Source organism: Aeromonas sp. TS_SC_11, from assembly GCF_057318915.1.
Map to the genome: position 1 here is coordinate 447,215 of NZ_CM170470.1, position 16,747 is coordinate 463,961.

General features: G+C 58.8%; 19 protein-coding genes. 9 read left to right on the top strand and 10 right to left on the bottom strand.

Annotation, left to right across the window (positions count from 1 at the left end; all coding sequences use genetic code 11):
* Nucleotides 1-19: 19 nt before the first annotated feature.
* On the bottom strand, nt 20-1,618 hold the full coding sequence (locus AC1P02_RS02025; RefSeq protein ID WP_005313800.1) for a BCCT family transporter: 1,599 nt from the start codon (nt 1,616-1,618) through the stop codon (nt 20-22).
* A gap of 9 nt (nt 1,619-1,627) precedes the next feature.
* Nucleotides 1,628-2,155, bottom strand: a complete 528-nt coding sequence (locus AC1P02_RS02030; protein WP_485185410.1) for a hypothetical protein — start codon at nt 2,153-2,155, stop codon at nt 1,628-1,630.
* Nucleotides 2,156-2,317: 162 nt separating this feature from the next.
* Here AC1P02_RS02030 and AC1P02_RS02035 point away from each other — a divergent pair, with 162 nt between their 5' ends.
* Nucleotides 2,318-2,797 (top strand): MarR family winged helix-turn-helix transcriptional regulator, encoded by a 480-nt coding sequence (locus tag AC1P02_RS02035; RefSeq protein WP_485183849.1) that lies wholly within the window; start codon nt 2,318-2,320, stop codon nt 2,795-2,797.
* 79 nt (nt 2,798-2,876) lie between these two features.
* Here AC1P02_RS02035 and AC1P02_RS02040 read toward each other — a convergent pair whose 3' ends face one another.
* Nucleotides 2,877-3,458, bottom strand: a complete 582-nt coding sequence (locus AC1P02_RS02040) for a YjaG family protein (protein WP_021139694.1) — start codon at nt 3,456-3,458, stop codon at nt 2,877-2,879.
* Nucleotides 3,459-3,620: 162 nt separating this feature from the next.
* Between AC1P02_RS02040 and AC1P02_RS02045 the strand changes: the two genes are divergently transcribed.
* Complete coding sequence (locus AC1P02_RS02045; protein ID WP_005313807.1) at nt 3,621-4,565, top strand: D-2-hydroxyacid dehydrogenase; 945 nt, start codon at nt 3,621-3,623, stop codon at nt 4,563-4,565.
* 71 nt (nt 4,566-4,636) lie between these two features.
* Here AC1P02_RS02045 and mepM read toward each other — a convergent pair whose 3' ends face one another.
* A complete protein-coding gene (gene mepM / locus AC1P02_RS02050; protein WP_005313809.1) occupies nt 4,637-5,974 on the bottom strand; it encodes a murein DD-endopeptidase MepM in 1,338 nt (445 codons plus the stop codon).
* A gap of 260 nt (nt 5,975-6,234) precedes the next feature.
* On the opposite strand from mepM, the gene AC1P02_RS02055 reads away from it, so the two are divergent.
* Together AC1P02_RS02055 and AC1P02_RS02060 are read left to right on the top strand one after the other, a co-directional pair.
* On the top strand, nt 6,235-7,533 hold the full coding sequence (locus AC1P02_RS02055) for a LapD/MoxY N-terminal periplasmic domain-containing protein (RefSeq protein WP_485183852.1): 1,299 nt from the start codon (nt 6,235-6,237) through the stop codon (nt 7,531-7,533).
* Nucleotides 7,530-8,465 carry a TAXI family TRAP transporter solute-binding subunit gene (locus tag AC1P02_RS02060; RefSeq protein WP_485183854.1) on the top strand — a complete coding sequence of 312 codons (936 nt, stop codon included), beginning with the start codon at nt 7,530-7,532 and terminating at the stop codon, nt 8,463-8,465. Before AC1P02_RS02055 ends, AC1P02_RS02060 begins: the two co-directional genes overlap by 4 nt.
* Here the strand turns inward: AC1P02_RS02060 and AC1P02_RS02065 are convergent.
* Together AC1P02_RS02065 and znuA are read right to left on the bottom strand one after the other, a co-directional pair.
* Nucleotides 8,460-9,134: a transglutaminase-like cysteine peptidase gene (locus AC1P02_RS02065; protein ID WP_282789633.1), complete on the bottom strand. Its 675-nt coding sequence runs from the start codon at nt 9,132-9,134 to the stop codon at nt 8,460-8,462. The two genes, AC1P02_RS02060 and AC1P02_RS02065, sit on opposite strands and share 6 nt — an antisense overlap.
* Nucleotides 9,135-9,209: 75 nt before the next feature.
* Complete coding sequence (znuA, locus tag AC1P02_RS02070; protein WP_485183857.1) at nt 9,210-10,145, bottom strand: zinc ABC transporter substrate-binding protein ZnuA; 936 nt, start codon at nt 10,143-10,145, stop codon at nt 9,210-9,212.
* Nucleotides 10,146-10,239: 94 nt separating this feature from the next.
* Between znuA and znuC the strand changes: the two genes are divergently transcribed.
* Both znuC and znuB read left to right on the top strand, forming a co-directional pair.
* The gene (gene znuC / locus AC1P02_RS02075; protein ID WP_021139701.1) at nt 10,240-11,004 is read left to right on the top strand and encodes a zinc ABC transporter ATP-binding protein ZnuC; all 765 of its coding nucleotides are present in this window, start codon (nt 10,240-10,242) and stop codon (nt 11,002-11,004) included.
* A 20-nt stretch (nt 11,005-11,024) separates the two neighbouring features.
* Nucleotides 11,025-11,804, top strand: a complete 780-nt coding sequence (znuB, locus tag AC1P02_RS02080; protein WP_005313824.1) for a zinc ABC transporter permease subunit ZnuB — start codon at nt 11,025-11,027, stop codon at nt 11,802-11,804.
* A 108-nt stretch (nt 11,805-11,912) separates the two neighbouring features.
* On the opposite strand, the gene AC1P02_RS02085 is transcribed toward znuB, so the two are convergent.
* A complete protein-coding gene (locus AC1P02_RS02085; protein WP_234591694.1) occupies nt 11,913-12,821 on the bottom strand; it encodes a LysR substrate-binding domain-containing protein in 909 nt (302 codons plus the stop codon).
* Between the two features lie 91 nt (nt 12,822-12,912).
* Between AC1P02_RS02085 and AC1P02_RS02090 the strand changes: the two genes are divergently transcribed.
* Nucleotides 12,913-13,770 carry a DMT family transporter gene (locus AC1P02_RS02090; RefSeq protein WP_485183860.1) on the top strand — a complete coding sequence of 286 codons (858 nt, stop codon included), beginning with the start codon at nt 12,913-12,915 and terminating at the stop codon, nt 13,768-13,770.
* A 1-nt stretch (nt 13,771) separates the two neighbouring features.
* On the opposite strand, the gene AC1P02_RS02095 is transcribed toward AC1P02_RS02090, so the two are convergent.
* Complete coding sequence (locus AC1P02_RS02095; RefSeq protein ID WP_485183862.1) at nt 13,772-14,353, bottom strand: uracil-DNA glycosylase family protein; 582 nt, start codon at nt 14,351-14,353, stop codon at nt 13,772-13,774.
* Between the two features lie 102 nt (nt 14,354-14,455).
* On the opposite strand from AC1P02_RS02095, the gene rarD reads away from it, so the two are divergent.
* A complete protein-coding gene (rarD, locus tag AC1P02_RS02100; protein ID WP_021139703.1) occupies nt 14,456-15,358 on the top strand; it encodes an EamA family transporter RarD in 903 nt (300 codons plus the stop codon).
* Here the strand turns inward: rarD and AC1P02_RS02105 are convergent.
* On the bottom strand, nt 15,340-16,071 hold the full coding sequence (locus tag AC1P02_RS02105; protein ID WP_485183864.1) for a substrate-binding periplasmic protein: 732 nt from the start codon (nt 16,069-16,071) through the stop codon (nt 15,340-15,342). The two genes, rarD and AC1P02_RS02105, sit on opposite strands and share 19 nt — an antisense overlap.
* Nucleotides 16,072-16,115: 44 nt before the next feature.
* On the opposite strand from AC1P02_RS02105, the gene AC1P02_RS02110 reads away from it, so the two are divergent.
* Nucleotides 16,116-16,526 (top strand): GIY-YIG nuclease family protein, encoded by a 411-nt coding sequence (locus tag AC1P02_RS02110; RefSeq protein WP_485183866.1) that lies wholly within the window; start codon nt 16,116-16,118, stop codon nt 16,524-16,526.
* On the opposite strand, the gene pspG is transcribed toward AC1P02_RS02110, so the two are convergent.
* A complete protein-coding gene (gene pspG / locus AC1P02_RS02115; protein ID WP_005313840.1) occupies nt 16,523-16,741 on the bottom strand; it encodes an envelope stress response protein PspG in 219 nt (72 codons plus the stop codon). The genes AC1P02_RS02110 and pspG overlap by 4 nt on opposite strands.
* Nucleotides 16,742-16,747: the final 6 nt, after the last annotated feature.

Here is a 16,747-nt window from a genome sequence, read left to right on the forward strand (position 1 = left end):
CGGTTTGACTCTCAGGTCATCAGCCCGGACCTATCCGATCCATCAGACTCAGGTTGACCGAGCCGGGGTGACGCTTGAGCTTCTGTCGATACTCGAACTGATGCTGACTTTCTTGCTTGAGCCCCAGCACCAGGGAGTAACACATGGCCAGCATGATCACCGAGAACGGCAGTGCGGCTATGATGCTGGCCGCCTGCAAGGCTGCCAATCCACCGGACACCAGCAAAATAGCGGCGACCAGCCCCTGCCCCAGGCCCCAGATGGCACGGTGCAACACGGGAGGATCCTGATCGCCGATGGAGAGCAGCGTGGTGATGACCAGGGTGCCCGAATCGCTGGAGGTAATGAAGTAGGTGCAGATCAGCAGGGTCAGTACCGCCTTGGCGATCCAGCCGAAGGTGTCCCAATGCAGCAGCTCCACCGTCTGGTAGAGCGCCAGGGTCACGTCCTGATTGACCGCCGCCACCACACCACCGCCGCCGAACAGCTCCAGGTTCATGGCAGTACCGCCGAACACGGTCAGCCAGAACATGCCGAGCAGGGAGGGCACCAGCAACACGCCGAGCACGAACTCACGTATGGTACGGCCCTTGGAGATGCGGGCGATAAACATGCCGACAAACGGTGCCCAGGCGATCCACCAGCCCCAGTAAAACGCGGTCCAGCTCGACTGCCAGGCCGAGGTGCCGTTGGCTTCGGTGTTGGTCCAGAAGCTCAGTTTGACGATGTTTTGCAGGTAGTCACCGATGTTCTGCACATAGGCGTTGAGTATGTAGGTGGTCGGCCCCAGTACCAGGAAGAGGCCTAGCACGAAGACGCTCAGCCAGATGTTGAGCTCGGAGAGGAGCTTGACCCCGCGCCCCACGCCGGAGACTGCAGACAGGGTCGCGATCAGGCTGATGCCGCCGATGAGCCAGAGCTGATTGGACTGCGACACCGCCATGCCGAACATCTGGTTCAGACCGGTATTCATCTGGGAGACGCCGAGGCCGAGGGAGGTCGCCACCCCGAACACGGTACCGAACACCGCCAGCACGTCGGCGGCATGACCCCAGAAGCCGTAGATGCGCTCACCGAGAATGGGGTAAAGCACGGAGCGAATGGCCAGGGGCAACTTGCGGCGATAACTGAAGAAGGCCAGCGACAGGCCGACGATCACATAGATGGCCCAGGGGTGCAGACCCCAATGGAAGAAGGTCAGCCGCATGGCAATCTGGGCCGCCTCCGGCGTCATCCCTTCGGTGATGAAGGGGTTGCCCTGCAGGTGATTCATGGGTTCTGCAATGCTCCAGAACACCAGACCTATGCCCATACCGGCACTGAACAGCATGGAGAACCAGGCAAAGTAGCCGAACTCCGGTACCTGATCGTCGTCACCCAGGCGGATGCTGCCAAAGCGGCTGAACATCAGATAGACGGCGAAGAACAGGAACAGGGCGACCACCAGAATGTAGTACCACTTGAACCCGGCAATGATCTGATCCTTGGCGCCGGTAAACCAGGCAGCTGCCGTTTCGGGCACAAATACACCAAACAGCAGGAACAGGGTGATGACGGTGAGGGCCGTCATGGCCATGGTCGGGTTCAGGCCTTTCAATAGCCCTTTGGTTGCTCTCATCGGGCCTCCTTAGTCGTTGTTGAAAAAGTCTTCACCCACATGCTCGCCTGCACCGCCGATGGCGCGATAGACCATACGACCTGCGGCCAGTTCACGATGATCCACCAGGGTGACGGAAGGCTGGCCATTCACGGCGTGACGCTTGCCAAGGAAGATGGCCATGGGCACACCCAGATTGGAGATACCACTGGTGATCCAGAGCCGGTTGAAATCGTAGGATCCACCGATGAACTCCAGTTGAGCCAGGCCGGTATCGAGGCCGGTCAGGTAGAAGTTCATGGCACTCTCGTCAGGGAACAGGTGGACCAGCACATAGGCATAGCGCAATTCGTTCACCAACTCCTTTAGGTTGAAAGCACCTGACTCACTACAGGAGAGGGGAAGCTCACCATCATAGTGGTGTACCTTGAGGGTATTGGGGTCCTCTTCATAGGCGGGCTGATAACGCACGAATGCCGAGGTATCAGGCAGTTCATAACGGACTCTGACCACGCGCAGATCGGCAACCAGAGACTTGATGTCCAGATAGTCATTCATCATCTCGCTCCTCGATTATTGGGTTGATATTCAGAAAATGCCCGATAACCTAACACAAAAATCATTAGAGCAGAAATGATTACAGCAAAAACCATATTGACCTTGTCACGAATTAGGCGGAGAATTTCGCGCCTCTCAACAGCCCTGCAATGACTCACACCCATGGAAAAACATGATGAAGTGCTGGTTGCACTGCGCCAGATTATTCGTGCCGTCGATATGCACTCCAAGCGCTTGATCAAGGAAGCCGGGCTGACGTCGCCACAGCTCTTGCTGCTCAAGGGGATCAACGAGCTGGGACAGATTTCCATGCGTCAGCTGGCCGACCACACCAACATGAGTCAGGCCACTGCGACCACCATCATGGACCGTCTCGAGAGCCGCCAGCTGGTACAGCGCATTCGCAGTGAAACCGACAAGCGAAAGGTTCACGCGACACTGACTGACGCAGGCAGAGCCCTGCTGGCCCAGGCGCCAACCCCGCTGCAAGAGCGTTTCATCCAGCGCTTTCAGGCACTGGAAGTCTGGGAGCAGACCCTGTTGCTCTCCTCCCTGCAGCGCATCTCGTCGATGATGAATGCCGACGCGATAGATGCCGCTCCCGTACTGAGCGTTCGGCCGCTCACCGAAGAACGGGCATGAAAAGGGTACGGGCATAAAAAAAGCTCCCGACGGGAGCTTTTTTTCTATGGAGACGTTTTCTACAGATCCAGTGGCTGTATCACTCGTCCAGGCTGATGCCGATGTTGGACACACCGTCCTGGGCTGCAAATACCTTGATCGCCAGGATGCGGTCACTGTCACGCTCGTGGGCCACCCGCTTGAGCAGCTCAACCTGAAACTCCAGCTCGGCCTCGATGTACTCGTGCTCGTAGAGTTCCTCTTCGGTCAGCTCGCGCTCTTCCAGCATCTCGATGAAACCGGCCACGGTTCCCACTGAGGCATGGCTGGCATCTTCGGCCTCTTCACCGACCCGGCAGATCACCGAGTTGTAGGCGCTGCCGAGTGCCACGCAGGCATCCAGCGCCGGATAGGCACCATAGGATTCAAACTTGCTGGGCTCCGGAATGTAAACTTCAAACGCCTCCAGGATAGCCCCCAGATTGACGCGGGATCCCTTCACTGTCAGGTAGTTCCACATCTGATCCAGCGCGTGTCGAAAAGCCTTCGCATCACCAAAGCCGGACGCCTGGGCAAACAACGCATAGTTGGGGTACATGCGCTCTGCCAGCGCCAGGGTGTAGACGGTCTGTTGCCAAGGCTGTAGCTCGGCCAGTCGCTTATAAAACTTGTCACCAAACACTGGAGTCGGATCCTTTGCAAAATGTGGGGCAGATTGTAGCCCACGAGGGGCCGCACGAAAACGAAAAAGCGGCCTGGTCGACTATCTTGCCCGATCAACTCGGGTAAGATGAAGACAGAGCGGCCTCTCTCCCACGCCGCAAATCTGATAAGGAACAAGAGTATGAGTCAACGTACCCTTCTTTTGCTCAGCCAGGACAACGCGCACTACGAGCGTCTGCTCAAGGCGGCTCACCTCCCCCATTTGCGCATTCTGAGAGCCGACAACCAGAGCGATGCCGAGAAACTGATCGGGGAAGCCCATATCCTGATGGCCGAGCCGGCACGTGCCAAGCCGCTGCTGGCCAAGGCCAACAAGTTGAGCTGGTTTCAGTCCACCTATGCCGGGGTCGATGTGTTGCTGGATGCTCGCTGCCGCCGCGATTACCAGCTCACCAATGTGCGCGGCATCTTCGGCCCGCTGATGAGCGAATATGTCTTCGGCCACCTGCTCAGCCTGATGCGTCAGTTGCCACTCTATCGGGAACAGCAAAAACAGCGACTGTGGCAGAGTCATCCCTATCAGGGGCTCAAGGGACGCACCTTGTTGATCTTGGGCACAGGCAGCATAGGCCAGCACATAGCCCACACCGGCAAACACTTTGGCATGAAGGTGCTCGGCATCAGCCGCAGCGGCCGCGAGCGCGCTGGTTTCGATCAGGTGTATCAGCTACCCGCACTCAACAAGATGCTGGCCCAGGCCGATGTCATCGTCAGCGTCCTGCCCGCCACCCGCGAGACCCATCATCTGTTCACCGCATCTCGTTTCGAGCATTGCAAGCCGGGCGCAATTCTGTTCAACGTCGGTCGCGGCAATGCCATCAACGAAGGCGATCTGCTCACTGCCCTGCGTACCGGCAAGCTGGGCATGGCGGTGCTGGATGTGTTCGAGCAGGAGCCCCTGCCCGCTGACAGTCCGCTCTGGGGCCAGCCCAACCTCATCATCACGCCGCACAACAGCGCCTACAGCTTCCCCGATGATGTGGCCCAGATCTTCGTGCGCAACTACATCCGCTTCATCGACGGCCAGCCGCTGGATGGCAAGATAGACTTCGACAAGGGTTACTGATACGCCCATGACACCAATGAAAAGGCCCCGCCAATGTGGCGGGGCCTTTTCTATTTGGCTGGAAACCGGCTTCAGCCTGCCTCCATCTCCTTGCGATAGCTCTTTACCTTGGCGAGGAACTGGCGCTTGGCCTTGCCGGAGAGCGGCTCCGCCATCGGCAACTTGACCTTCATGGCATCGACCGGGCGGTTGTTGATCCGCACCTCATAGTGCAGGTGAGCACCGGTGGACCGGCCCGTGTTGCCGGAGAGCGCAATCTTGTCACCCATCTTCACCTTCTGGCCGGTTTTCACCAGCAACTTGCTCAGGTGCAGATAACGGGTCATCAGGGTACGACCGTGCCTGATCACCACATAAGTACCGGCCAGTGGGTGACTGGTCGCCTTGAGTACGACACCGTCGCCGGTAGCCAATACAGGCGTGCCCACCGGCAAGGCAAAATCGGTGCCCTCGTGGGGGCGGACCTGGCCGGTGATGGGGTGACGGCGGTTCGGGTTGAAACTGGAGCTCACCCGATAGCGGCTGTGGGTCGGATAGCGGCGGAAGCCGCGCTCCAGGCTGTTGCCCTGGCCGTCATAGTAGTTGCCATCTTCGGACAACCAGGCCGAGACGCCCTTGCCCTGATTGAACACTTCAACGCCCAGCAGCTGGGTGTTGCCCGTGCTCTTGCCCTCGACCGTCTCCTGACGAACCAGCACCCTGAACTTGTCGCCCTTTTTCAAATCCTTGGCGAAATTCAGCCGCCACTGGAACAGGTTGGCAATCTTCTGGATATGGCTGGCCGGGATCCCCGCATTGCGGGCACTCACATAGAAACTGCCGTTGATGACACCGTCATAACTCTTCTGCTGCCACTCCACCTCTTCATTGAGCATGTTGGCGCTGTAAGTATCGTCAGTGCGCTCCAGGACCAGGGTCTGCTTAATATTCAGACGAATCTTCATCTGTTGCAGTATGTTGTCCTGATCGATCAGCAACTCTATGGTCTGGCCAGGTTTGAGGCGGGCCAGATTGTTTTTGCTGTCCGCATCCAGCACCTTGTAGAGGGTGGTGGTAGAGAGTCCCAGATTGTTGAAGATGGTGGTCAGATTTTCGCCGTTGCGAACCCGATAATCCTGCCACTGGGGGGTGGAATCGGTCGGGATGTCATCTTCCGGGGTCGCCGCTTCCACCAGCTCATGATCCGGGATGTCGTTAAAGTCGGTATTGTCTTCGTTGGTTGCTGTGCCATGGGTCGCAATCGGCAACTCAAGACGCAATGGCCGCTCCAGGATGTCACCTGGGGCTGGCAATATGGCTACCGCTGACAGCGTCATGGCTGTGAGCAGTAACATGGCATAAAAATGCTTGCGGGGAACCGGGGGTTCCCAATTGGCAGCCTGTGCTACCAAGGGACGGAGACGTTTCATCCGCTATCCTGTCATTAGATTCAATGGGTGTTAGTGGTCGGTCTGATTGTTATAAAACCGTATAAAACTGATTGTTTGACCTAAATACTCACAATAAGTTCATACCAATCTGCATGAACCTCACATTTTATGCATAACATTCCCTTATGGGCAGAAATGATCGTCTTTTTTAACTATTTTTTCCTATTTTTAAGAACCGGGTCCGATCGTGTTTGACCCAAGGTTTCATGATGTTGCGATAACTTTTCCATGGAGTGGATATGTCGTTAGCAAAACTGTTAAACCGAATCATCCTGATCCTGTTCGTTATCGGTGCCGCCCTGCTGTTCATGCTGGAAGTCACCACGGTACGTCAATCCATCCTCGACCAGATGTCAGCCAATCTTGAAACGGCCATCACGGCACTCGGGCTGGTACTGCAAGGTACCCTGCTCAACGATGACAAGGTGCTGGCAGAAACCATCGTCAATGCCATGTTTGACGGCGGTTTTGTCAGCTCGGTCACCCTGCTGGATCCTGACGGTCAGCCGCTGTTTCAGAAGATCTTCCACACAGCGCAGCAGAACGTACCAAGCTGGCTCCCTTCTGTTATCGACATGCCGCCAGTCAAAATTGAGCAGGAACTGACCGATGGCTGGCGCATGCTGGGCACCCTCACCCTGGAAGGACATACCGGCTACGCCTATCAGCATCTGTGGAATGCCATCAGCCGTACCGGACTGGCCCTGCTCGCCGGCTTGCTGGTATTCACTCTGGTGATTTCCTGGGTGTGCAGCCGTCTGCTTCGCCCCCTCGAGCAGATCAACCAGCAACTGGTCAGGATCCGCAAACGCCAGTTCAGCGGCAGCCTGGAATCCCCCTGGCTGCAGGACCTCAAGGAGCTGGTCATCTCGGTCAATCAGCTGGTCTCCGAGCGCAAGCGTGACCTGCTGCAACAAAGGCTCAAGGTCACCCAGCTTGGCAAGCAGCAGGCAGTGACAGCTGAGCTTCCGCTGCAAGGGCTGATGGACGAAGAAGAGGGCATGCAACAACAATATTTCTTCTCCACCCAGGGCAAGATCCGCCTCTACAGCCGCCTTGTCCCGACCATTTCCCCCTCACAGGAGAGCTCGCCGGACGAAATCCAGCACCTGCTTGAACTCTGGCTCCGCAATCCGGCGGAAGGGCTGCAACTGCCCCTCAGCCTGCTCAATCATGCCGACTGGACACAATTTGCGCCGCTACTGGCCAAAGCAAAGGGAAAGACCCTCGACTGGCGCTGGGATCTGGCAAGCTTCCCGCCTCTCGGGGAGGAACGGCTCGCTACCTTGCAGGAACAGGGCGTCGAGATGGCATTTAGCGCCATTCCCATGACCAACGACATCTTCAACCAGCTCGACCCCATCAATCCCGTCTTCATCAGCTGCCAGCCGTCACAGGATCCCCTCTATTGGAATCTGGTCGCTCAATGCCTGCACAGTTCGGGCTACACCCTGCTGGCTGAAGCCAGCAAGATCCAGGATATAAATACCCTGCGCGCCTGGGGTATCGATGGCTATGCCAGCAAGGAGGCATCATGAACAGAACCTGGTCGTTGCTCGCCCTGCTGTGGCCGCTGCTGGCCAACCCCGTTACCCTCGCCACCGGCGGTGAGCAGGGGATCTATCATCAGGTCGCCAGAGAGTTCTGCCGACTGGCCAACAAGAGTGACCCCGAGCTGCAATGCAAGCCGCAGGCCACATCAGGTTCCATCGAGAATCTTCGCCAATTGCAGGCTGGCCAGACAAGCTACGCCCTAGTGCAATCGGACTGGCTCTATCAGGCCAGCAAGGGGCTGGGTCCCTATGTCAGCCAGCCTCAACCCGAGCTGAGAGCCCTGTTTGCCACTCATGCAGAACCCTTCACCATAGTGGTGCGGGCCGATGGCGATATCACCAGCCTGGAGCAACTCAAGCTGGCTCCCATCGACATGGGGCTGAAGAGTTCGGGTACCCGCCAGACGGCGCTGGCGCTGTTCGACCTGCTGGGTGCAAAGGAGCAGGATCTCGATCTGAAGAGTGCAGGCAATCTGGTCGATGCACTCTGCAGCAAACAGATAGATGCCTATGGCCTGGTGATGGGCCACCCGAACCGGATCGTGCTCGATACCGCCAAGCGCTGCGCCATCCGCTTTCTGCCGATTGAGGGAACGCTGCGGGAGCAACTGATCAAGGGGGTCAAGTACTACCAGCGCAGTCAGGTGCCGGCTCGCATCTATCCCGGCAACCTGAAAGCGACCCCCACCTTTGCCATCGCGGCGACCTTGGTGACCAATGCCGCTACGCCAGAGGCCGATGTCTATCGCCTGACCAGGGCCATGCTGACCCAGCAGACCAACTTCAACGAACAAACCTATGGCTACGCCAACCTGTTTCACAAGGCGCGCAACAAGACAGGCCCGGTGCTGAGCATCGAACAGCACCCGGGCGCAGCCAAATATTTCGAGGAGCTGAAAACAGCGGGAAAACTATAACTGACGACGGGGAGAGCGCAGTTGCTCGCTGGAGAAACGGGTCTTCATCGATGTCCACTGCGCCAACCGGTCAGCACTGCCCGCCAGAGTTCCCTCACGGCGGGATTTCATGATCCAGATGCTCTTGGCATCGAAGCTGTAAACAGGGATGAGATCGGTCCGCTGGCTACCAGGCAGGATCCGGCTGTTGATGTTGTCGAGCACCATAGGGTCAGACTTGGGAGTCGGGAAATAAAGCGTCACCATGTGAAACTGGTTGTATTTCACCGCCTTGACATAAGCCAGCCGCAGCTTTTTCTCATCCACCCCCAGCTCCATCAGGGTGTAGTACTTGGAGATGCTGTAATCCTCGCAATCCCCACCTCGGGCACCGATGAACTCCAGCGGATTGGCCCAATAATCCTCATCTCCCCACAGTCTGGGATCCTCGCTGTAGGTCAGGTTGTTGAAGTAGTTGTTCACCAGCTCTATTTTCTGCTGATCCGTGGTGCCAGCCCTCGGTGACAGCAAACGGGAGAACGCCTCGGCCCGCTGGATCGCCCTGCCACCATAGACCTCCTGCAATTTTGCCCGCAGTTCAGGGCTGGCAATATATTCGGAGAGGCGAGAGGCCTGCACGCTGGCGCAGAGCAACGCCAGCGTGCTGGTGGGAATGAGCAGCCATTTCATACGAGACACTCCATGTCAGATGATGAAGGTCAGTATAGTTGGCTACGGTTGCCCTATCGATCAACCCGCCCTGGCTCAGCGGCACTGGGCGAAGGCATCGGCCAGTTGCTGCATGAACTGCGGATAGCCATCCGGCCCGAGCGGCACCTGCTCACCCACCTCGTCCAACAGCAGCACCTTGGCACCGGTATTGCGGGCGACCGACTCGATCACTGCCGGCGAGAACTGCGGCTCGGCATAGATGCAACTCGCCTGTTTCTCCTGCAGCGCCTTGCGGATATCGACCAGCGTCTTGGCGCCAGGGCGACGCTCCGGGCTCACGGTAAAGTGCCCCTTGGAGCTCATGCCGTAGTGACGTTCCCAGTAACCATAGGCCTCGTGAAACACGAAATAGCCCTTCTGGCTCACCGCCTTCATCTGCCCGGCAATCAGCTTGTCCTTGGCATCCACCTTGCCCTTGAAGATCAGCAGGTTGGCACGATAGCGCTCGGCATTGGCCGGATCCTGGGCGCTCAAGGTTTCGCTCAATGCGCTGGCGATGACCAGCGCCTGGGTCGGCCCCAGCCAGATATGCGGGTCCACCCCTTCATGATGATGCCCTTCGTGTCCGTCATGGTCTGCGTGATCATGGGCAGCATGGTCGTGCTCATCGGCATCATGATGATGACTGTCATGGCTCGCCTGAGTTGCGTAATTGAACAGCGGCATCCCTTCAACCTGGGTAAGGGTCAGCACGTGAGGATGCTTGGCCAGCGGCTTGGCCATGAAACCTTCCAGCTCGGGACTCACCCACACCACCAGATCGGCGCCGTTGATGCTGCGAATATCGGAGGGGCGCAGGGCAAAATCGTGGGGAGAGGCACCAGTCGGCAACAGTACCTTGGGCTCGCTCACGCCATCGGTGATCGCGGCCGCGATAAAGCCGAGGGGCTTGATGGTGGTCAGCACCTCGAGGGCACGGACAGGCAGACTCACCGCCAGCAGGGCAGTGATCAGTGTAAGAATTCGCATAGAGATCTCGTCAGGAAGTGAGTGTGTGATAATATAACAAACCAATACTGCTGTTATATTATAACTCTCACAGGCTGTAAACCCCGGAGCTGTCATGACCCAACTGGTGGAGCTGAAAGAGGTCTGTCTTTCGTTCGACGGACGATCCGTGCTCGACAAGGTCTCCTTTACCCTGAATAAAGGCAAAATCACTACCTTGGTCGGCCCCAACGGGGCGGGCAAGAGCACATTGAGCAAGCTGGTGCTGGGCCTGCTCACCCCGGATTCCGGCGAGATCCATCGCAGTCGGGACCTGAGGGTCGGCTATGTCCCCCAGCGCCTCTATCTGGACCCTACCCTGCCGCTGACGGTGCGTCGCTTTCTGCAACTCGGCAAGAATGGCCGCCTCTCCATCGATGAGGCGCTGGATCGGGTCGGCGCGGGGGACCTGCTGGACAACCGGATGCAGAAACTCTCCGGCGGCGAAATGCAGCGGGTGCTGCTGGCCCGCGCCCTGCTGGTCAAGCCCGAGCTGCTGGTACTGGACGAGCCTGTTCAGGGCGTGGATATCACGGGCCAGATCGAGCTCTACGCCCTCATCAGCCAGCTGGCGGCCGAGCTCAACTGCGCCGTGCTGATGGTCTCCCACGACCTGCATCTGGTGATGGCCAGCACCCATGAGGTGATCTGCCTCAATCGTCACGTCTGCTGTCACGGTGAACCGGAAAGCGTGGCCCGCCATCCCGAATTTGCCCGCCTGTTCGGGCGCCCTGAACAGGAGGTGCTGGCGGTCTACACCCACCATCATCACTGCGACGGCGAACATCATCATCACGAACCGCAGGCGCCCGTCATCCGCCTGCCGTCTCGCAATCAATAAGCGCAGCTAAGGACATTCAAGTGGACAGCTTTCTGTTATATGCCCTCGCGGCAGGTCTCGGCATCGCCCTGCTGGCCGGGCCTCTGGGCAGCTTTGTGGTGTGGCGAAAGATGGCCTATTTCGGCGACACCCTCTCCCACGCCTGCCTGTTTGGCATAGCGCTGGGGATATTGTTGCAGGTGGATCTCACCCTGGCCGTGGTGGTCTGCTGCCTCGCCATGGCCATGCTGCTGGTGATCATGAGCCGAAACCAGCAGGTGGCGACCGATACCCTGCTCGGCATCCTGGCCCACAGTGCTCTGTCGCTCGGTCTGGTTACCTTGAGTTTTATGGATAACGTGCGGGTGGATCTGATGGCCTACCTTTTCGGCGACCTGCTCTCGGTACAGCCGGTGGATCTGCTCTGGATCTACGGTGGTGGTGCCCTGGTGCTGCTGACCCTGTGGCGACTGTGGGATCCCCTGCTCTCCATGACCATCTCGGAAGAGCTGGCGCGGGTGGAAGGGGTCAGGGTCGATGTGCTGCGCTGCGTGCTGATGCTGCTGATTGGGCTGGTGATCGCCGTGGCGATGAAGTTTGTCGGGGCGTTGATCATCACCTCCTTGCTGATCATTCCCGCCGCCACCGCTCGCCGTTTCAGCCAGACGCCGGAGCAGATGGCCGGTTTTGCGGCGTTGATCGGCTGTCTGGCTGTGCTGGGCGGGCTCAGCCTCTCCTGGTATCAGGACACGCCTGCGGGCCCTTCCGTCGTGGTCTGTGCCACAAGCATGTTTATTCTGAGCCAGTTCAAGAAAGCCTGAGTATCGTATGGCCTGATGCTTGCCATCAGGCCACTGCAAATCCCTCGGTGGCGTCTGTGCCGCCAGCCTGTTTATTCTGAGCCAGTTCAAACAAGTCCAACCTGAGCATCAGGGCTGGGCTTTTGTTTGCAAGGCCATGCTCTGACGCGTCTCCATCATCAGCCATTGGCGCAACCGGCTGATGGCGGGCTCATGGGCCCGGGATCGTTTGCAGGTGAAATAGAAGGCATCCCCCGTCTCCAGCTGGTGTACCGGCAAGGCCACCAGCTGGGGATCATCCGGCCGCAACATGTAGTCGTTCACAAAGGCCACCCCCTGATCCCAGGCCGCCGCCTCCATCGCCAGCAACACATGACTGAAGTGGTGCATCCGCGCCTCGTCCGGAATGACCAGCCCCCCCGCCTTGGCCCAGCGCTGCCAATCCTCCCCCCGCGCCTTGTAGATGGACTGCACCGACAGGAGCGGCAATTGCCAGATGGCCTGCGGCCATTCCCCTTCAACTTGCTGCAACAACCGTCGGCTGCAAACCGGAAAGAGCCGCTCCCGATAGATGAGATCGTGGCAATAGCCACGACCATGGGGCGAGACTGTGATAAAGCAGTCTGCCACCCGATCGGAAAGTTCGGGATCTTCCGCCACCATCTCCAGGCTCAGATCCAGCTCGGGATAGAGCTGACGCAAGCCCGCCAGGCGCGGGATCAACCACTTCACCGCGAACGAACTGTAGACGGCAAGCCGGACTCGCATCTCGCCACCGCCGCGCAGTTGTTCGCTGCTCTGGGCGATCTGGCCGAGCCCAGCCGCTATGCCCTCAAAATACACCTCCCCCTGGGCTGTCAATGACAACAGCCGCCCCTGGCGCAGCAGCAGCCGCTCCCCCAGAAAATCCTCCAGCAACCGGATCTGATGGCTGACCGCACTCTGGCTGACGTTCAGCTCAAGGGCCGCGCGAGAAAAGCTGAGCAGGCGGGCGACCGCCTCGAAGTATTGAACGGCACGCAGGGGAGGCAGTTTCATTATCCAAAAATCTCATGAATGGTGATTTTTTATCATTTTACTGGATAACTGACCCCGCGCTACCCTGCCCTCATCTGACGTGGGAGGTGTTATGAATGCAGTCGGGATCGGGATCCTCTATCTGGTGCTGGGCAATATGGTGGCGGTCTTTTCCGATGCGCTGGTCAAGGTGCTGGAGCCGAGCCAGCCCGTGTTCCAGTTTGTCTTCTTTCGCCAGCTCTCCGCCGCCCTCTTGCTGACGCCCTGGCTGCTCTGGTCATGGCGTCGCAATCCACCGGTCGCCATCAAGTGGCATCTGCTGCGGGCCCACATCTGGGCGGTTGGCGTCTGCCTGATGGTGATCGCCCTCACTCGTCTGCCACTCGCCACCGCCAATGCCCTCTTCTATGCGGCGCCCCTGATGATGGTACCGCTGGCAGTGTGGATGGCGGGGGAAGCCATCTCGCGCCAGAAGGTGCTGACCGCGCTCATCGGTTTTATCGGAGTGCTGATCGTGCTGCGGCCGACCGAGGTGAACTGGGCCGCGCTGGCGGCACTCGGGGTGGCGCTCTCCATGGCGCTCAACAACTTACTGATCAAGCGGATCCCGCTCAAGCAACCCATCGCCCAGACACTGTTCTTCACCAACGTGCTGAGCATGCCTTTCATACTGGCGCTCGCGCTATGGGAAGGGGGCGACTGGCAGTGGCAGATGTGGTGGCCCGCCTTCGGCTCATCGGCGCTGATCATGGTCTATGCCGGCTTGTGCGTGGTGGCCTATCGCAAGGCGGAGGCGAGCAAGATCGCCTCGGCGGAATATACCGGCCTCTTGATGGCGGTTGCCATCGGGGTCTGGCTGTTTGACGAGCAGCCGGGTCTGCCGCTGCTGCTGGGGTGCTTGTGCATCATAATCCCGCTGCTTGCCATAGCCCGCAGCAAGCCAAAACCCCTGGCAGAACCGGCGGCCTGAATCAAAGCAGCAAGGGGGCGACCCTTTGCTGCAAATGGGGGAGCACGTCCTGCTCGAACCAGGGGTTCTTCCTGAGCCAGAAGGTATTGCGGGGAGACGGGTGCGGCAACGGCAGCCAGGCGGGACCATAGTCGGCCCATTGTCTTACCGTCTCGGTCAGCGAACCTTTGCCGGCCTTGCCCAGATAGTACTGTTGGGAATACTGGCCGATGAGCAGGGTCAGCTCGATATTGGGCAGCAGCATCAATACCTTGTCGTGCCAGGTGGGCGCACATTCAGGACGAGGGGGCAGATCCCCCGACTTGCCCTTGCCGGGGTAGCAGAGCCCCATCGGCATGATGGCGATGCGGGACTCGTCGTAGAAGGTCGTTTTATCCACGCCGAGCCAGTGACGCAGCCGATCGCCAGAGGGGTCATCCCAGGGGATGCCGCTGACATGCACTCGGGTGCCGGGAGCCTGACCGATGATCAGCAGACGAGCACTCTCTTTCCCGCGGATCACAGGGCGCGGGCCCAGCGGCAAATGAGCCTCGCACAACCGGCAGGCCCGGATCTGTTCAAACAGCGTATCGAGTCGGTTCATGGGCCCGATGGTAACAGAGTTTTCCCCCTGATCCTGCTTGTGAAAGATTCAACAGATACTTATCATGCGGCCACAAATGTTTAATTTAATAAACGAAAAACGATGAAAAACTGGATGGGCACCGGCAGCGCGGCCCTCTCATTCGCGCTGTGGGGCATGCTGCCCCTCTATTACCAGTTCATGCCCGAGGTCAACATGTGGGAGCTGCTCTCCCACCGTGTGCTCTGGTCTGTCGTTCTGCTGGCTGCGCTCTTTGCTCTCCTCGGCTATCAGGTGCCCTGGGCACGGCTTCGCAGTGAACCCCGCCAGCTGGGCCTCATACTGCTGGCGGGCCCCGTCATGTCCATCAGCTGGTGCATGTTCACCTGGTGTCTGACCACGGGTCAGGTGCTGGCCACCAGCCTCGCCTTCTTCATGACGCCGCTGTTCAATATCGTGTTCGCCGTCATCTTCCTCAAAGAGAAGCTCACAGTACAAAAGCACCTGGCAGTCGCCCTGGCACTGGCCGGACTCGCCTACATGCTCTTCTCCTACGGTCAGCTGCCCTGGTTCTCCCTCATCATGGGGGCCAACTTCGCCTTCTATGGTCTGCTCAAAAAGAAAGTGCACTACGACGCCGGTGTCAGCCTCTACCTCGAAGCCCTGGTCCAGCTGCCCGTCGCCCTTCTGATTATTGGTGCTCTGACGCTCAACGGCATGAGCCAGTTTATGGCCGGTGACTGGGCCGACCGACTGCTGCTGATGGGCAGCGCTCCCGCTACTCTGCTGCCGGTGGGGCTGTTCTGTTACGGCATGATGCGCACCCGCATGAGCACGGTTGGCCTGCTGCAATACATAGAACCCAGCCTCGCCTTCCTGCTCGCCATCCTCTGGTTTGGCGAGACGGCGGATCCGGTCAAATCAGTGGGGTTTGCCTTTGTCTGGGCGGGCCTGCTGGTGAGCCTGCTGCCGCTGCACCGCCTCAGGCGCGGCGGCAGCAATGATGCTCAGGGTCTGCTGCGATAGGATTCCAGAATGGCAAGCCACTTGGGATCCCTACCCATCTGCTCGGCAATGTCGTTCAGCCTGGTATGCAACTCGTGGCGGGATTTGGGCAGCAAGAGGTGGCGGGTATAGCTGGATTGGGCAAAGGGCGAGACGAACAGCTTGCCCTCATAGGCATCATGGGTGAAAAAAGCGAGTGCCGAGCCCGGCACCAGAGTCACATCAATGCGGCCGCGTATCAGCAGGTTGAAATTGGTTCTGACCTTCTTGGCATCGTGGCGCACCAGATCGCCCCGGGCCACAGCATCATCGATGCCCTGATAGCGGTAGCCCTCTATGCCACCGAAGATCAGCCCCTTGAGTGAATCCGGGCCACGATAGGTGACGGGTTTGGCCAGGCTGGAGATAAGCTCGTTGGTGTCGCGCATCATGGGAAAGGTCCACAGATAGTGCTCGCGCTGGGGATCCCCGACCCAGGCAGGATTGACCCAGCTCACCAGGCCGTCAAAGCCAGGATTCGACATCTCCAGCGCCAATCTGGCGCGATTCACCAGCCAGAGCTCAAGTCTGGGTTCTCCGCCAAGCTTTTCGTTGAGATACTTGACCAGATCCCGGCTCAGCCCAGTCGTCTCCCCCGTCATAAAAGGGGGATGCTGATGATAATCGTAGAGACGCAGCGTCTCTCCATGAGCCGACATCGACAACAGACACCACAACCAACACCAGACTCGCATCGCACCTCCTTGGGCTGATCTTGAGTTTGGCACAGGCAGATCGAATGAGAAAATCCACCATGGACGCCGAACCGACTAGCTCACCCCCAGCCGGCCAGTGGTCCATCTATCTGGTTCGCACTGCGGCCGGCCTGCTCTATACGGGGATCAGCACAGACCCGATCAGGCGACTTCGCCAGCACCAGAGCGGCAAAGGCTCACGCGCCCTGCGCGGCAAGGGGCCATTGGTGCTGGTGTGGCAGCAGACAGTTGGTAACAAGGGGGCCGCGCTGCGGCTCGAATATCGCCTCAAGCAGCAGAGCAAAGCCTTCAAGGAGCACCTGGTGCAAGAACCTGATCGCTGGGCCGACTGGAGCCAGCCCTGGCTGACGGTCGTCACGCCGCCCATGGAAGCACCACAAAAAAGGCCACTGCAAGCAGTGGCCAAGGAAGGATCCGATAACAGGGAGGGTTAACGGTAGGTATTGGATTGCTTGCGCCTGTTGCTGATGAACCAGCACACCACCAGCAGCACCAGCAACCAGGGCGCCAGCTTGATGATGAGAGCAAACATGCCGGCCAGGGCGCCGAACAGCACGAAGACACCGCTCACCACCAACATGGCCAGCACGGTGAACCCCGTCAGCGCCATGGCGACCAACACCAGCATCAAGACGATAAATTCCAGCATGTTCTG

Excerpts from the sequence above, each read along its gene's own strand:
- AC1P02_RS02025 (WP_005313800.1), bottom strand. The coding sequence starts at position 1,618 with ATGAGAGCAACCAAAGGGCTATTGAAAGGCCTGAACCCGACCATGGCC.
- AC1P02_RS02030 (WP_485185410.1), bottom strand. The coding sequence starts at position 2,155 with ATGAATGACTATCTGGACATCAAGTCTCTGGTTGCCGATCTGCGCGTG.
- AC1P02_RS02035 (WP_485183849.1), top strand. The coding sequence starts at position 2,318 with ATGGAAAAACATGATGAAGTGCTGGTTGCACTGCGCCAGATTATTCGT.
- AC1P02_RS02045 (WP_005313807.1), top strand. The coding sequence starts at position 3,621 with ATGAGTCAACGTACCCTTCTTTTGCTCAGCCAGGACAACGCGCACTAC.
- mepM (WP_005313809.1), bottom strand. The coding sequence starts at position 5,974 with ATGAAACGTCTCCGTCCCTTGGTAGCACAGGCTGCCAATTGGGAACCC.
- AC1P02_RS02055 (WP_485183852.1), top strand. The coding sequence starts at position 6,235 with ATGTCGTTAGCAAAACTGTTAAACCGAATCATCCTGATCCTGTTCGTT.
- AC1P02_RS02060 (WP_485183854.1), top strand. The coding sequence starts at position 7,530 with ATGAACAGAACCTGGTCGTTGCTCGCCCTGCTGTGGCCGCTGCTGGCC.
- AC1P02_RS02065 (WP_282789633.1), bottom strand. The coding sequence starts at position 9,134 with ATGAAATGGCTGCTCATTCCCACCAGCACGCTGGCGTTGCTCTGCGCC.
- znuA (WP_485183857.1), bottom strand. The coding sequence starts at position 10,145 with ATGCGAATTCTTACACTGATCACTGCCCTGCTGGCGGTGAGTCTGCCT.
- znuC (WP_021139701.1), top strand. The coding sequence starts at position 10,240 with ATGACCCAACTGGTGGAGCTGAAAGAGGTCTGTCTTTCGTTCGACGGA.
- AC1P02_RS02085 (WP_234591694.1), bottom strand. The coding sequence starts at position 12,821 with ATGAAACTGCCTCCCCTGCGTGCCGTTCAATACTTCGAGGCGGTCGCC.
- AC1P02_RS02090 (WP_485183860.1), top strand. The coding sequence starts at position 12,913 with ATGAATGCAGTCGGGATCGGGATCCTCTATCTGGTGCTGGGCAATATG.
- AC1P02_RS02095 (WP_485183862.1), bottom strand. The coding sequence starts at position 14,353 with ATGAACCGACTCGATACGCTGTTTGAACAGATCCGGGCCTGCCGGTTG.
- rarD (WP_021139703.1), top strand. The coding sequence starts at position 14,456 with ATGAAAAACTGGATGGGCACCGGCAGCGCGGCCCTCTCATTCGCGCTG.
- AC1P02_RS02105 (WP_485183864.1), bottom strand. The coding sequence starts at position 16,071 with ATGCGAGTCTGGTGTTGGTTGTGGTGTCTGTTGTCGATGTCGGCTCAT.
- AC1P02_RS02110 (WP_485183866.1), top strand. The coding sequence starts at position 16,116 with ATGAGAAAATCCACCATGGACGCCGAACCGACTAGCTCACCCCCAGCC.
- pspG (WP_005313840.1), bottom strand. The coding sequence starts at position 16,741 with ATGCTGGAATTTATCGTCTTGATGCTGGTGTTGGTCGCCATGGCGCTG.